Here is a 15034-nt window from a genome sequence, read left to right as displayed (position 1 = left end):
CAATCCCTTATGAGTGGTGAATTGCACCACGAATGTCCATCAGGTCACCCAACCGCCATTCGGGCTGATCACTTGCCCGGTAATGTAGCCCGACTCGGGCAGCGCCAGAAAATACACCAGGGATGAAATCTCATCCGGCTGAGCCAATCTGCCGACCGGAATTTCATCCTCCAGCATGCGGATCTCATCCGATTCCAGATGCCCCAGCATGGACGTATCCACCGCGCCGGGCGCAACGGCGTTCACCGTCACGCCTGATGGGGCAAGCTCCTTTGCAAGGGCCTTCGTAAAAGCGTTAACGCCGCCCTTGCTTGTTGAATACAATACTTCGCAGGAGGCACCCGATAATCCCCAGATCGAGGACACATTGATAATCCTGCCAAATCGCTGGGAGATCATACGCCCCATGAACGCCTGGGAACACAGAAACATCCCTCGCAGGTTAATGGACATCAAAGTGTCCCACTCCTCCTCCGTCACGTCGGACAGGAGCCCGTAATGGGATACCCCGGCGTTGTTAACCAGGATATCCGGCTCCATATCATGACTCTGAAGCTTCTCTTTCATGCGCAATATTTGCTCTTTGTCGCGAAGGTCCGCGGATACGGTTAACACCTTAGCACCATAGGCCATACAGCGGCGGGCAACTTCATTGGCCGCTTCATGCGAATTCATGTAATGGATAACGACATTCATGCGTACCGAAGCAAAACGCTCGGCAACAGCCGCTCCAATCCCTCTGCTGGCACCCGTGATCAGTACCGTCATTTCCCCGATCGGTTTCAATTCTCTTCCCATGTCTTGCTTCATTACGGACTCACAACGATCGATACGGCCAATTGATCCCAGTCGATATGCTCCTGTAGACGGCGGTTTACATCATCTATGGTAATGGATTCATAAACCGGTAGAACCTTGAAGAAATCCGCCCCCCGGAACTGATAGCGAGTGAATTCATGAGCAATATTTTCAGGGGAATTGAGCATGCGCAAGTATCCGCCCATTTTCTTCTTACGGGCACGCTCAAAATCGGATGCCTGGAATCCGGTTGCCTTTAGCTTATCCACCTCAGTGCGGATGCGCTCCAGAAGTTGGTCCGGATCCTTCGTGTCTCCGCCCACCGCAGAGAACGCATACTGGGGTGAACTGTTATATTCATGGCCGAAGCTGTCGGATATCAAATCCTCGTCATACAGTTGCTGATACAATTCCGTACTGGAACCGAACAGGAGGTCCATCATCAGCTTGGTCGTCAAATCTCGGCGCAGCTGCTCCTCTGCCGTTAAACCGACCTTCTTCTCCTTGAAGCCGAACAGGCATTTCGGCAGGGATACGGCCAGCCGGCTCTCTCGCCGCTTCTCTTCAACTCCCTGCGGCTCCGGATCGAATATGCGCTCGATGGAGCCTTGCTTCTCATACGATTTCCCGGCTTGATTCGAACGGATCAGGTTCATCGTTTCAACAGGATCTACGCCGCCCACCACGAACAGCAGCATGTTGCTCGGGTGATAAAACGCATGGTAGCACGTGTACAGATCTTCCTTCGTAATCGTTCCGATGGATTCCACCGTACCGGCAATATCGATGTGCACCGGGTGCACCTTGTACATCGCTTCGATAAGACCGAAGTATACGCGCCAGTCCGGATTGTCCTGGTACATGTTGATCTCCTGCCCGATAATCCCTTTTTCCTTCTCCACGTTCTGATCGGTAAAGTAAGGGTTCTGCACGAAATTGATCAGCGTCTCCAAATTTTCATGGATGTTCTCCGTCGCAGAAAAGAGATACACCGTTTGGTCAAAACTGGTAAAGGCATTCGCCGAGGCGCCGTTCGAGGCAAACTTGGCAAAAATATCGCCTTCCGGCTCCTCAAACATTTTGTGCTCAAGAAAATGCGCAATGCCATCAGGAACGCGAGTTTCAGACTCGCCTTCAACCTTAAAATGGTTATCCACCGAACCATATTTGGTTGCAAAGGTCGCATAGGTTTTCTGGAAGCCGGGTTTAGGCAGCACATACACGTGCAGACCGTTATCCATCACTTCGTAATACAGCGTTTCCTGCAGGTTGTCATAATGAATGCTCTCCACCGGCTATTCCTCCTTTTGACCTTTCAGGAAATAGATCGTATCCAGCGAAAATGCCGAAGCCGCCTGCTTCACATCATCCACTGTAATGCCTTCCACCTGCTGCAGCAGCTCATCCGGCGTACGTTCCCGGCCCGACAGCGTGCGGTTGAAATCATACGCAATCATCTCAAAGGCCGAATCCTGCATTTCCTTAATGACGTTGCGGATCATGGCTTTCGTTTGGGTCATTTCGATATCCGTAATGGCACCCTTGGACATGTCATCGAGCTGCTGTTGAATAATTTGGACAGCCTTCTCGAAATTTTGAACCTCGATGCCGGACTGGATGGTTGCAATTCCTTTATGGCCGTCATAACGGGACGACGCGTAATACGCCAGGCTTTCCTTCTCCCTCACGTTAACGAACAGCTTTGAATGCGGGTAACCGCCCAAAATCCCGTTATACAACAGCGCGGCGGCATACTCATCATCTCCGTAAGTAATGGTACTTCTCAGACCCATGTTGAGTTTGCCTTGATTAATGTCCAGCTTCTCCACGACCGTCTGCGTCCCGCTCGCTGCCGTTCGCGTGGAGGATGGAACATAATCCTTGCTTGCTGTTCTGTTCAGTTTAAAATGCTCCTCTACGAGCTTCTTCACCTCATCCAAACTCGTATCGCCAACCACATACAGATCCAGAACGGATTCATTAAGCCAGTTCTGATAGGACTCATACAAGCCTTCCGGCGTGATACCGTCAAGATCCTTCCGTTCGCCTAACGGATGCAGCCGATACGGTTCGTTCTTGCACATAACCTCGATGCAGCGCTCCGCAGCGTAACGAATCTTATCATTGACGATGGACTCCAGCTTCTTGCGAACCGTGTCTCTCTCGGTCTGTACATAAGATTTGCGGAATGCTCCATTCTCTAACACGGGCTGGGTGAAAGCTTCGCCCAAAAAAGCAAAGGAAGAGCGCAGCAGGCTCTCCGGACTCTTAACAAAAGAGTCATTGATCGTATCCATGCGGAAGTGCACGATCTGATAATCGCCGCGTTTATACACGTCAAATCCAAATCCGGCGCCGTACAGCTGCTCCAGCTGTTCTCGGAAAGCTCGCGTTTCCGGGTAGGAAACGGTCCCTCTGCGCAGCACAAAAGGTGTAAGCGCGGTCGAGGTCACGGTTTCTTCTGCTAACGGACTTCCGGCGTAAAGCGATATCGCAAATGTCTTGAATCGGTTAGTCGGTAATACGTGAATCCGAATTCCTCCGACTGTACCGTGTTCAAATTCCGTTTTCGTCAAGGTCCATATCCCCTTACATCATGGATTGTCGTTGCCAAAATTTACTTCATCGATAACTTTCATTCTAACTCATTGCAAAGTGAAGAAGCAACCGAAGACAGGCCCCGGTTGCTGTTGTTTGCGGCTTACATACAGAAGATATGTTGACCGATGGTTTTGACTTGAGGGCGAGTCCAAATCCATGGCGAGGTGGCCGTTTTCGGATTGAAATAGTACAGGCAGCCTCCTGTCGGATCCCAACCGCTCAGCGCCTGCTGTACTGCTTTCTTCGCCTGCTCGTTCGGTTCAAGCCATATTTGACCGTCGGCTACCGCGGTAAAGGCTCTCGGCTCAAATATAACCCCATGCGGCGTATTCGGGAAGCTTGGTGACTTTACCCGGTTGAGAATAACCGCCGCTACGGCAACCTGGCCTTCGAACGGCTCTCCTCGCGCTTCGCCATACACGGCATTCGCCATGATTCTCAAATCGTTCTCTGAAAGGCCCATTGAATCAGATGAGGCTAAGTTGTTATTGCCGCTTTCATTGTTTGCTGAACCTCCGCCACCACCACCGGCCGCTGCACCGCCTCCACCTTCATGAAGCTTCGGAGCGGTCGGACGGAAATCCTTGGTTGCATTATACAGTTTAAGCTTGACCTTCGGTCCTACGATACCGTCAACCTTCATGCCAAACTCCGATTGGAACCATTTAACGGCTCCTTGGGTTTTGGAGCCAAATACGCTGTCAATTTTCCCATGATAAAAGCCCAGGTGTTTCAGACGGCCTTGCAGCTCATACACATCTTCGCCGGTAGAACCAAATTTGATGGTCTGTTGGCTAAAGGTTGGCAAAGCTTCCTGAAGATTCGAATGATCTGTTTCCAGGCCTCCCTGAGCGAAGACAACGGCAGACAACAGAATCGCAATGCTTATTAGAATCCAGATTCTTGAGTTTTTCATGCTGCGCTCTACCTTTCTCTTGTGGTTTAACAAGCCTCGCTACCGTTATTATGACAAGCCTGCCAGTTTCCTATGCACCTGTTCCCGAGAGGACTGAACGAAGACAGCACACCAGCCCAGCACAAAGAGAGCTGTTCCTCAGAGGAACAGCTCTTGATTATTCGGAATTGATTTAGCGCTCGTCCACGGATTTATCCATATATCCTGCCAAGCTCTACGCACGCCATGACCAACGCCCCAACACCATGAAGGTCATTCTCGCATTGCTGCCTTTCCACATAATGTTTATAATCGCCGACACCTGTACCGATGCAGATCTTGGGCATGACAAGCTGCCCTTGACCATCCATATATACGGCTTGAGCCAGGCCGTTATATCCATGTCTTGCATGGGAAATCAAGGATGAATCCAGATAACCGAGTCGAATCCCTTTGGCCAAGGTATATATGAAGAGACTGGAGCAAGAGGTTTCCAGCCAATTGTCCTCCCGTTCCCCTTTATCTATAACTTGATACCACAGCCCGGTAAGCGGATCCTGATAGCGCACCAACGCCTCGCTTAATTCACGGAGCACAACAGCCAGTTCTTCCCTCGCCGGATGATCCTCAGGCAGTAAATCAAGGAACTCCACGATCGACAGCGCATACCAGCCTAAGGCGCGTCCCCAAAATTCCGGGGATTGCCCGCTAACCGGATCAGCCCAAGGCATCGTCCTGCTCTCGTCCCAGGCATGATAAAATAACCCGGTTGCCTGATCCTTCGTATGGGAGCGCATCAGCCTCTCCTGGAACAGCACGTCATCAAATAAATCCGGTTTATTATACTGCTGCGCATATTTCATCGTGAACACGCCACCCATATACAAGCCGTCCAGCCACATCTGGTAAGGGTAGCGATCCTTATGCCAGTATCCTCCATCCGTGGTCCGGTTCAACGTAGACAACAGACGGAGCAGTTTATCCGCGGCGGCCCGATACCGATGTTCGGGACATACAGCATCCAGCTCCATCAGGAGCAGCCCCGCTTGAACGGAATCCAGCTCCCCCCGCTCCAGCAGCAGATTCCCGTTGGAATCCACCAGATGATCGACATAACCCTTAATGTAATCCAAAAACTTTGATTCCCCGCTAGATTTCCATAATTGAGACATCCCAACCAGAAATACACCCTGGTGATAATGCCACCGTCCTGCGGGCGGCAGCTGCTCCGGCGAATACATTTCCATGATCGATTGGCAAGCCTTGGTGCCAAGTTCTAGGGGTGACAAGGTCAACTGTTCTTGCTGCTGAATGGGATTGGACATATAGGCTCCTCCTCTTTTTTAAACTCATGTTCCAACAGCTCACGCTATAAAATGACGCCATCCTTAAAAATGGATATTTCCCGGAAGCCATTGCGTTCATTTCTCGTCTGTTCAACGCCGGAGGCTAGTCGGACAATACGATGCATAAGTTCCTCATGAAGCTCATCCATGCTTTTACCTTCCAGCAAAGCACCTGCATTAAAATCAATCCAATGCTTTTTACGAGCGGCCAGTTCGGAATTTGTCGCGATTTTGACGGTGGGAACCGGACCGCCAAACGGCGTTCCCCTCCCCGTCGTGAACAGCACGAGATGGGCCCCCGCTGCAGCCAGGGCCGTAACCGATACAAGGTCGTTGCCTGGCGCTTCGATCAGGTTTAGCCCCGGCTTCGTTGATCTGACGCCGTAACGGAGTACATCGGATACGATGGCATTTCCCCCTTTTTGAGTACACCCCAGCGATTTCTCCTCCAGGGTTGTGATGCCGCCGTCTTTGTTACCGGGAGAAGGATTTTCATAGATTTCCTGTCCGTGCGATACGAAATATTGCTTGAAATTGTTAATGAGCAGCGTAATATCCTGAAACACCTGCTCGTCGGCGGCCCGCTCCATCAGGATCGTTTCAGCTCCGAACATCTCCGGCACCTCGGTCAGAAGAGCAGTACCACCGTGAGCGGTGATGGTGTCCGCTATTCGGCCCGCCAGCGGATTGGCTGTAATGCCCGACAGACCGTCCGACCCGCCGCATTTCAGTCCAATCTTCAGCTTGGACAGAGGAACCGCAGACCGTTTGAAAGTCTCGGCATAATCCACGAGCTCCGAGATGAGGGACAACCCCTCCTCCAATTCATCCTCCATGTCCTGAGCACGCATATACTGGATCCGTTTTCCGTCCTGCTCGCCAATCATGGCCTGCATTTGATCGATCTGGTTGTTCTCGCAGCCGAGCCCGATAATAAGCACGCCTGCCGCATTGCCATGCTGGGCTAGGGACGAGAGCAGACGCTGGGTGTGGCTTAGATCATCTCCAAGCTGCGAGCAGCCGTAGGGATGCGGGAAGTGATAAACCCCATCAATGCCTCTCCCCTGAAACTGCTGGCCAGCCATGCGCGCTAACAGCTCGCAGGTTTTGTTAATGCAGCCGACGGTGTTGATGATCCAAATTTCGTTGCGGATCCCAACCTGACCGCTGGGCCTGATATACCCCTGGAACGTTGGGGACTCCATAACCGTCGGTGATTCCTGAGCCGCTGCTTCTGCACCAGGCTTATACTGATACTCCACTTCACCGGATAGTCCGGTTTTCAAATTATGGGTATGGATCCATCTCCCCGGCAAAATGACTTCCTTCGCCAATCCGATCGAATAGCCGAATTTCAAAACATGGCTTCCCGGCTCTATCAATCGAAGAGCCAACTTGTGACCTTTTGGCACGTTCTCGGTTACCTCGATCGCATGCTCCTTCCCGTTCAGAAGCCCGATGGCATGTTCTCCTGCCGACAACGGACGAAGCGCGATACCGACGTCATCCTTGTGATGAAGTATGACGATGTCGCTCATGTCTCGATCAGCTCCATTTCTTCGATATACCGGCTTACCGCTTCATGAAGATTGGATATCCGGTTCAAATCCTCGCCCCATAAAGCCTGATTGCCAAGAATGGATGCCACAAGCTGACGTATACTCCATTCCCCGTCCTCTACCTTTTGCCACGCTTCATAGAATGTCTTCAGACTGTCCGGATCATCTCTTAACAGCATCTGTTCACCATCAAGACGCGTTCCGTACCACTGCTCTTCTACTTGTTTGACATGATACAGACGGATCAAAGAGGCCAATCCCCGAGTTATGAGGCTTGGGGGGGTATTGTGCGAACTGACATATTCCTTTAAGCTTGGCAAAAGCCTCACCTTGAATTTGGAGATGCTGTTCATGGCAATATCCTGGAGCTTATGCCGAAGAAAAGGATTGCGGAATCGCTCCCACACCGTTTCGGCATAAGCCGTAACCTCTTCCGGCGGGAGAGGCACCAAGGGGGCGATTTCTTGCAGCATTGCGCTGCGAATATCTTCTCCCCATTCCATGCTCTCTGCGATTTCTTTCACTACAGTGAAACCGTGAAGCAAGCCGATGGAAGCCATTAGCGTATGCGTTCCATTCAAGATTCTTACCTTTCTTACCTGGTACGGAGTCAGATCGGACACCCAGCTTACCTGAAGTCCTGCCGACTGCAGAGGCAGCCTGGACTCCAATGAGGGGGCGCCCTCAATAGCCCAGAAATAATAGGGCTCCGCCGTGTTCAACAATCGGTCTTCATAACCCCATTGGTCAAAATAGCGCTCGGCCTCTTCCGGATATCCGGTTACGATCCGGTCCACAAGCGAGTTCAGAAACAGGTTGCATTCCTCAACCCAGCTTCGAAAAGCCGCCGAAAGTCCCCAATCCTCCGCATGCCGCAGCACAATCGATCGCAAGGTATCCCCGTTACGTTCCAGCAGCTCGCATGGGAGGATCATCAGCCCCTTGTCCGGCGAGCCTTCATAACGCTCATAACGCCGATATAAAAGCATGGTCAGCTTAGCGGGGAATGACATCGGCGCTTCCGATGGATTCCAGTCACTAAACTGATAATCGAGACCCGCTTCCGTTGTGTTGGAAACTACGATATCCAGGGAATCCAACTCGGCCACACTCAAGAAATGCTCCCAATCCGCATAGGGGTCAATCATCTCCGAGAACACCGGGATCCATAACGCCTCCTCGATCTTCCTGCCATCCTGCAGGCCACGGGTCAACAAGCCGTAAATCCCTTCCTGCTCTCGAAGCTGCTCCAGCTTGCGTGCTCCCCCAGGTCTTGGCTGACTGACGGCCACGCTCCCTTGGAACTGACCCTGCCGGTTGCATTCATATATCATCCAATCGAAGAATCCTCTTAGAAAATTGCCCTCGCCTATTTGCAGCACTTTAACGGGAAGGTTCAACATATCCAGGTCATGCCGCTGTTGTATCTGTAAAGAATCGCGTCCCACCAACCTCAATGCCCGGCCGCGGTCTGTTTTCGCATCCATCTCTTATCTCCCTTCCGTCCGGCCAAATCGGAAATAGCTCTCGGCGTTGTTGTAACAAATATCCTGGACGATTCCCCCGAGCCATGGCAGATCATCCGGTGCTTCTCCCCGTGTAACCCACTCTCCGAGGAGATTGCAAAGAATCCGCCGAAAATACTCATGACGGGTATAAGACAAGAAACTTCTCGAGTCGGTCAGCATGCCGACAAATCGGCTTAATAATCCCATATTGCCGAGTTTGCTCATCTGGTCGACCATACCGTCTTTGGTATCGTTGAACCACCACGCGGAACCGAACTGGATTTTGCCCGGAATACCGTCGCCTTGAAAACTGCCGATAAGCGCTGCGAGAATATCGTTATCGCTTGGGTTAAGCGAATAAAGAATCGTTCTTGGAAGTGACCGCTCTTGATCAAGCCGATCCATCAGCTTTACGAGCGGTACGGCGATTGGACTATCGTGAATGGAATCATAACCGGTATCCGGACCCAATTGTCGGAACATCCGGGTGTTATTGTTGCGCTGGGCGTTAATATGAAATTGCATGACCCAGCCGAGTCTTGCGTAGATTTGGCCCAGAAAAAGCAGCGTATACGTTTTGAATTGTTCCTCTTCCTTACGGGAAACCCGCTCGCCATTAAGCGCTTTCAGAAATATGTCAGCCGCTTGAGTCTCGGTGACCTCTTGATAGGGCACGTAATCCAGCGCATGATCGGATACAAGACCGCCAACCGAATGAAAAAACTCTGCCCGCTGCTCAAGTGCCTTCAGGAATGCGGAATACTCCGTAATCTCCATCCGGCTTCGGTCCGCCAACAATTTCACCCACGGAAGGAACGTCTCCCGGTTAATCTCCAGTCCCTTGTCCGGACGGAATGACGGGAGCATCTGAAAACCGGCATCCCCTTCCTCCGCCAGCTTGATATGATATTCCAAGCTATCCGTCGGATCATCTGTCGTGCAGACCACTTTTACGCGGCTTGTAACGATCAGTCCCCGTGTGGTCAAATCATTGTCTTGCAGTCTCTTGTTAGCCGCTTCCCATATCTTCGGAGCATTCTGTTCATTAATGATATCCTGAATGCCCAATAGTCTTTGCAGCTCCAGATGAGACCAATGGAACAACGGATTGCCGATCGTCATCGGAACGGTGCGCGTCCAAGCCAAGAAGCGATCATAATCACTCACACCCGGGCCGCCCGTGATGTAGGCCTCTTCTACTCCAGCGGCTCGCATTGCCCGCCATTTGTAGTGATCGCCGTTAATCCACGCTTCGGTCAAGTTCTCAAACCTGTGATTGTCAACGATCATCTGCGGACTCAGATGACAGTGGTAGTCGATGATTGGCATGTCTTTTGCATAATCATGGTATAAGGTGCGTGCAGTCTCGTTATTGAGCAAAAAATGTTCATCCATAAAAGGTCTCATGATAACACCGTCCTCTGTAGATTTACCTCTATGCTACAGCATCATCGGTTGGATTTCTTCACTATTATTGCTAAATTGAGGGCATATTCAACATATCTTGCTTTGTTTTGCTTAATAGAAATTGGTACAATATAACTGAAGGATTAGAATAAACCTGATCATGAATGAATTGAAACGAAGCGGGGGCAGATTATGATATCCAGCGATACCCATACCGTAACCTACGGAGAAGAAGAAGGGGAATTTTATTACCATCGCATTCATCGCACTAAGCCCTTTGAACGAAATAACCATTATCACGGAACCTATGAAATCTACTATTTGGTTACAGGCGAGCGGCATTATTTTATAAAAGAAAAATTGTACACCATCCAGGCGGGAGACCTCATTCTCATCAATAAATTCGACGTTCATAAAACCTCGGGACAAGGCGATCCGGAACATGAACGTATCGTCATTAATTTTAGCGATTCTTTTCTGGGGAAAGGCCATCCCTTGCTGGCATCCGGATTGTTTGGCATGTTTAATCAGGATAGACCACTGCTGCGTTTAACCGTTCCAGAGCAAGCGATCATCATGCAAATTTTGAATACAATGGCCGATGAAATCCGAGAAAGCTCCGCTTCGTACGAGTACATGCTGCAGGTGCTGCTTACGGAGTTACTTATTAAAATCTCTCGGTTAACCCATTCCGCCTCGCTGCCTGCTCACACTTCCATGAATCCGCTCCATCAGAAAATCACGGACGTCGTTAAGTTTATTCACGTCCATTACGCAGACAAAATCACGCTGCAGCAATTAGCCGAAACCTTTTATATCAGCCCGTTCTACCTCTCCCGGATATTCAAAGAAATTACGGGCTTTACGATCATCAATTATTTGAACCTCACCCGTATTCGCGAAGCGCAGCGCCTTCTAACGGATACGGACCTGAAAATCGTCGACATCGCCGAATCCATCGGCTTTGAAAGCCTGACGCATTTTGACCGAACCTTTAAGAAAATCATGAAACTGACGGCAAGCAAATACCGCAAAATGAATAGCATCACGTGAACCAACAAAAAAGGAAGCGAACAACCCAACGGTCCGGTTGTTCGCTTCCTTTGTTTGAAGTTGCGGGATCGTCTCCCTTAACTGATTCGATTCTGCTGTTGCTGATATTGCTCCATGGACATCAGCACTTCCCGCGGTTTGCTTCCCTCATAAGGCCCGATAACCCCGCGTGCCTCCATCGAATCGATGAGACGCGCTGCACGGGTATAACCTACGCGCATTCTCCGCTGCAGCAGGGATACGGACGCTTGTTTAGCTTCCAATACGATAGTCACCGCCTGCTCATACAACTCATCCAATTCTTCTTCGTCCGCGCCGGCGGATTCTTCTATCTCAGGCACCAACGACTCGTCATACTCCGCCTGTCCTTGATCCCGGACAAAATCCACGATATTCTCGACTTCATGATCACTCATGAAAGCTCCCTGGACGCGGATCGGCTTGGAGGAGCCCATCGGCATAAACAGCATATCCCCGCGGCCAAGCAGCTTCTCAGCCCCCGCCATATCCAGAATCGTTCGGGAATCGACCTGCGATGACACGCCAAAGGCAATACGCGACGGAATGTTCGCTTTAATGACCCCGGTAATAACGTCGACTGACGGACGCTGCGTCGCGATGATCAAGTGGATCCCCGCAGCACGGGCCATTTGGGCCAGTCGCGTAATCGCGTCTTCCACATCGTTGGCTGCAACCATCATCAAATCGGCCAGCTCGTCCACGATAACGACGATATACGGTAACACTGCCGGCAAATTATCCTTCATCAGATTGTTGTAGCCCTCAATATTTCGCGTTCCGGATTTGGAGAACAGCTCATACCGCTTCTCCATCTCAACTACGATTTTCTTAAGTGCCAAGGATGCCCGCTTCGGATCGGTTACCACCGGTGCCATCAAATGCGGAATCCCGTTGTAGACATTAAGCTCGACCATCTTCGGATCGACCATCAGGAATTTAACCTCATCCGGCTTCGCTTTATACAGAATGCTGGTAATAATGCCGTTAATGCATACGGATTTACCCGAGCCCGTTGCACCTGCAACAAGAAGATGGGGCATCCGTGCCAGGTTACCGACAATAGTCTGGCCTGAAATATCACGGCCAAATGCAATCGAAAGCTTTGATTCCGCGTCCTGGAACGTCGGCGTCTCCATAACTTCTCGCATCGTAACTATTGAAACTTCGTTGTTCGGCACTTCGATCCCGATGGCTGATTTACCCGGAATCGGGGCTTCCATCCGAATATCCTTCGCCGCAAGCGCAAGTGCAATATCATCGGTCAGATTGACGATCCGACTGACCTTAACCCCGATGTCCGGTTGAATTTCATAGCGGGTTACCGATGGTCCCCGAACAACCTCCAACACCTTGGCCCGAACGCCGAAACTTTCCAGCGTCGCTTCGAGCTTGCGCGCTGTCTGCATGTAATCATTCTGGTCTCCACCCTTACCGCCGTTATTGGGTTTGGATAGCAGCCGGAATGGAGGAAGCTTGTACGGCTTGGGCGGGGGAGCCGGCGGCGCTGCCGGTGCTGCTCCCTCCTGCCCTCCTTTATCCGTAGTAGCAGGTGTAGCTCCACTCAACTCGCCATTTGACGCTTCAAGGCCACCAACGATGGGCTCCGGACTTCGCGCGGTGTCCCCCGGAGATTCCTCCTGTGCCGAAGGTATCACGGCTTCGTGATCATCGTACTCGTCATCCAGACGCCCTTCTTGTTTCACTTGCTCGAAGAAATCGCGAATAATCGGCGATGAAGGCACGGATTCAACTGCAGGAGAGATCACGTCCACTTCCTCCTCCGGTTGAACCGGTCTGTTGAACAGGACGACCTCCTCTTTCTCCTTAGCACCACGTCCGTTACCAACCGTAAATACCGGAGACGCCTCATCCGCAGCATCCGGGGCCTCTTCCACCGCTTCGTCCCGTTTGCCCCCTTTGGAGCCGAACAGCTGGAAGAATTGCGGCGCTTTGCGGCGCGGCAACCTCATGCCCTCCATATCATCCAGATCATCGTCCTCATCCAGATCCTCCGGCAGCTGCACACGTTGTTCCTTTGCGCTTGATTTTGCTGCCGCTCTTGATTTGGTCTGCTGGCTGTTCACTTTTTTCTGAATCCGTTCCCCGGCCTTTACAACCCTCACGCGGAACATCCGCATTAAATCAACATAGGACAGGTTGGTGATCAGCATGAAGCTGATAACCAGCATGACAATCACAATCAATTTAGCCCCTATGCTGCCAAAAAGCATTAACAGAAAGGCAAACTGCAACGCTCCAATGTAACCGCCGCTGATGTCTCTGCCCATGACAGGGTGATGTCCATCATCTGCCCCGGCATGAAGGAGCTCGCCTTGCAAATCACTATGTATCTGGCTCATCGCATTTGACGCATTCAATTGTCCAATCGGGGCCAGCTTCGACTCCAAACCCGCAATACTGCTCATTAAATTGAGCGATAATACCAAGAGAAGGACACCGGTGCGTCTGCTGTTCCAGCGTTTGGGCCATTTTCGGTGAATCATCACCATTAACCCGTAATAGATGCCGATTAGGGGGATGATAAAATAATACTTACCCAGCAGATATCCCGACATCTTGGACAGGGAACGCCCCACCGGTGCTTCTCCGGATAATGCAATGACCGAAAGTGTCATCAATACAATCCCATAAATTTCATACTTCAAAATGGCTGCAAAAGCTGCCTTCTTCTTTCTTTTCCGTTTTGCCAAAAGTGTCACCCCCGAATCCATATTATAGCATAATATTCGGTGGCGTACCTATGTTCTGTTTTCAGCCTTTAGCCTCATTTTCTACAGTCGGAATATAGCGAATCATTGCCCCCGGAGAATAGCGTGGATTCAGATAATCTTGAAGCCCGCAGTCGAGTAAACGGACAATTTTCGCCTGATCCTCTGCCATCGGTTCAACTTCCATCAGTATTCCTTCAACCCGAATTTCCCTGGACGTAACGGCTGCCGTCTCTCCTTGCAGCAAACCGGCCGGATCCAAAGGCATGACGCTGTACCATATCATTGCGTTATCCCCCCAGGGCTTATCGTTTTACGTTCGGCAATCATACTGTTCAACCGGCTTAATGCCTGCCCGATTCCCCCCACTTCGTTCATGAGGCCATACTTGACGGCGTCTGTACCCGAAACAGCGGTACCGATATCCCTGTTCAATTCACCGGTTTTAAACATCAGATCCTTAAACTGTTCCTCTGTTATCCTCGAATGGCTCGTCACAAAACGCACGACACGCTCCTGCATTTTCTCCATGTATTCAAAGGTTTGCGGCACGCCAATGACTAATCCGCTCATGCGTATCGGGTGAATGGTCATCGTCGCGCTCTCCGCGATGATCGAGTGGTCTGCTGCTACAGCGATCGGAACGCCGATACTATGCCCGCCTCCAATAACTACCGTTACGGTCGGTTTGCTGAGTGATGCAATCATCTCGGCAATGGCAAGTCCGGCTTCCACGTCACCGCCAACGGTATTGAGAATGATCAAGAGGCCTTCGATCCGCGGGTTTTGTTCAGCTGCCACGAGCTGTGGAATCATATGCTCGTATTTGGTCGTTTTGTTTTGCGGCGGCAGCACGATATGACCCTCGATTTGTCCAATTATCGTCATGCAGAATACGTTCGATTCCCCGCCGGTCGGAAGCCCCGTCTGTCCCAGCTGCTGTATGGTTTCCGTCACGGCCGCTTTCTTGGCTTCCTCGGTGGGGATAACCTGTGGAGCCTCCGTCTCACCAGTCCATTCTCCTTTTCTGCTGCCGGCCATCCATTGATCGTTGTCCACTGTGCATCCCTGCCTTTATCTTAATGTCTAGCTGCTGCAACCAACACATAGCTAAACC

General features: G+C 51.1%; 12 protein-coding genes. 1 reads left to right on the top strand and 11 read right to left on the bottom strand.

The features are described 5' to 3' along the window. Positions 1–39 precede the first annotated feature (39 nt). The 8 genes from ymfI to uxaC all read right to left on the bottom strand — a co-directional run bounded on the left by ymfI (position 40) and on the right by uxaC (position 10114). Entirely contained in the window at positions 40–810 is a 771-nt protein-coding gene (gene ymfI / locus DP091_RS12910) for an elongation factor P 5-aminopentanone reductase (RefSeq protein ID WP_071220144.1), read from the bottom strand. Further along, positions 810–2090, bottom strand: a complete 1281-nt coding sequence (yfmH, locus tag DP091_RS12905) for an EF-P 5-aminopentanol modification-associated protein YfmH (RefSeq protein ID WP_113058681.1) — start codon at positions 2088–2090, stop codon at positions 810–812. Before yfmH ends, ymfI begins: the two co-directional genes overlap by 1 nt. Before the next feature lie 3 nt (positions 2091–2093). Beyond that, positions 2094–3374 carry an EF-P 5-aminopentanol modification-associated protein YfmF gene (gene yfmF / locus DP091_RS12900; protein ID WP_113058680.1) on the bottom strand — a complete coding sequence of 427 codons (1281 nt, stop codon included), beginning with the start codon at positions 3372–3374 and terminating at the stop codon, positions 2094–2096. Between the two features lie 125 nt (positions 3375–3499). Beyond that, positions 3500–4315 carry a spore cortex-lytic enzyme gene (sleB, locus tag DP091_RS12895; protein WP_113058679.1) on the bottom strand — a complete coding sequence of 272 codons (816 nt, stop codon included), beginning with the start codon at positions 4313–4315 and terminating at the stop codon, positions 3500–3502. A gap of 191 nt (positions 4316–4506) precedes the next feature. Further along, positions 4507–5619, bottom strand: coding sequence for a glycoside hydrolase family 88/105 protein (locus tag DP091_RS12890; RefSeq protein WP_113058678.1), 1113 nt, complete (start codon positions 5617–5619; stop codon positions 4507–4509). A 44-nt stretch (positions 5620–5663) separates the two neighbouring features. Next, complete coding sequence (locus DP091_RS12885) at positions 5664–7178, bottom strand: UxaA family hydrolase (RefSeq protein ID WP_113058677.1); 1515 nt, start codon at positions 7176–7178, stop codon at positions 5664–5666. Beyond that, positions 7175–8686 carry a tagaturonate reductase gene (locus DP091_RS12880; RefSeq protein WP_113058676.1) on the bottom strand — a complete coding sequence of 504 codons (1512 nt, stop codon included), beginning with the start codon at positions 8684–8686 and terminating at the stop codon, positions 7175–7177. The genes DP091_RS12885 and DP091_RS12880 overlap by 4 nt, the downstream gene beginning before the upstream one ends. 3 nt (positions 8687–8689) lie before the next feature. Continuing rightward, on the bottom strand, positions 8690–10114 hold the full coding sequence (gene uxaC, locus DP091_RS12875) for a glucuronate isomerase (protein WP_113058675.1): 1425 nt from the start codon (positions 10112–10114) through the stop codon (positions 8690–8692). A gap of 192 nt (positions 10115–10306) precedes the next feature. On the opposite strand from uxaC, the gene DP091_RS12870 reads away from it, so the two are divergent. Beyond that, complete coding sequence (locus tag DP091_RS12870; protein WP_113058674.1) at positions 10307–11167, top strand: helix-turn-helix transcriptional regulator; 861 nt, start codon at positions 10307–10309, stop codon at positions 11165–11167. 77 nt (positions 11168–11244) lie between these two features. On the opposite strand, the gene DP091_RS12865 is transcribed toward DP091_RS12870, so the two are convergent. The 3 genes from DP091_RS12865 to DP091_RS12855 are packed head-to-tail and all read right to left on the bottom strand — an operon-like array spanning position 11245 to position 14958. Continuing rightward, complete coding sequence (locus DP091_RS12865) at positions 11245–13920, bottom strand: FtsK/SpoIIIE family DNA translocase (RefSeq protein WP_181469794.1); 2676 nt, start codon at positions 13918–13920, stop codon at positions 11245–11247. 40 nt (positions 13921–13960) lie between these two features. Further along, complete coding sequence (locus DP091_RS12860; RefSeq protein WP_113058672.1) at positions 13961–14203, bottom strand: YlzJ-like family protein; 243 nt, start codon at positions 14201–14203, stop codon at positions 13961–13963. Further along, positions 14200–14958 carry a ClpP family protease gene (locus DP091_RS12855; protein WP_373456924.1) on the bottom strand — a complete coding sequence of 253 codons (759 nt, stop codon included), beginning with the start codon at positions 14956–14958 and terminating at the stop codon, positions 14200–14202. Before DP091_RS12855 ends, DP091_RS12860 begins: the two co-directional genes overlap by 4 nt. Positions 14959–15034 lie beyond the last annotated feature (76 nt).

Source organism: Paenibacillus sp. MDMC362, assembly GCF_003269305.1.
In the GTDB taxonomy this organism is placed as follows: domain Bacteria; phylum Bacillota; class Bacilli; order Paenibacillales; family Paenibacillaceae; genus Paenibacillus_AQ.
This window is presented reverse-complemented; position numbering and strand designations above follow the sequence as displayed.

Coding starts and splice junctions, on each gene's coding strand:
- DP091_RS12880 (WP_113058676.1), bottom strand. CDS start 8,686: ATGGATGCGAAAACAGACCGCGGCCGGGCATTGAGGTTGGTGGGACGC.
- DP091_RS12855 (WP_373456924.1), bottom strand. CDS start 14,958: ATGGCCGGCAGCAGAAAAGGAGAATGGACTGGTGAGACGGAGGCTCCA.
- DP091_RS12865 (WP_181469794.1), bottom strand. CDS start 13,920: ATGGATTCGGGGGTGACACTTTTGGCAAAACGGAAAAGAAAGAAGAAG.
- DP091_RS12885 (WP_113058677.1), bottom strand. CDS start 7,178: ATGAGCGACATCGTCATACTTCATCACAAGGATGACGTCGGTATCGCG.
- DP091_RS12870 (WP_113058674.1), top strand. CDS start 10,307: ATGATATCCAGCGATACCCATACCGTAACCTACGGAGAAGAAGAAGGG.
- uxaC (WP_113058675.1), bottom strand. CDS start 10,114: ATGAGACCTTTTATGGATGAACATTTTTTGCTCAATAACGAGACTGCA.
- DP091_RS12890 (WP_113058678.1), bottom strand. CDS start 5,619: ATGTCCAATCCCATTCAGCAGCAAGAACAGTTGACCTTGTCACCCCTA.
- sleB (WP_113058679.1), bottom strand. CDS start 4,315: ATGAAAAACTCAAGAATCTGGATTCTAATAAGCATTGCGATTCTGTTG.
- DP091_RS12860 (WP_113058672.1), bottom strand. CDS start 14,203: ATGATATGGTACAGCGTCATGCCTTTGGATCCGGCCGGTTTGCTGCAA.
- ymfI (WP_071220144.1), bottom strand. CDS start 810: ATGAAGCAAGACATGGGAAGAGAATTGAAACCGATCGGGGAAATGACG.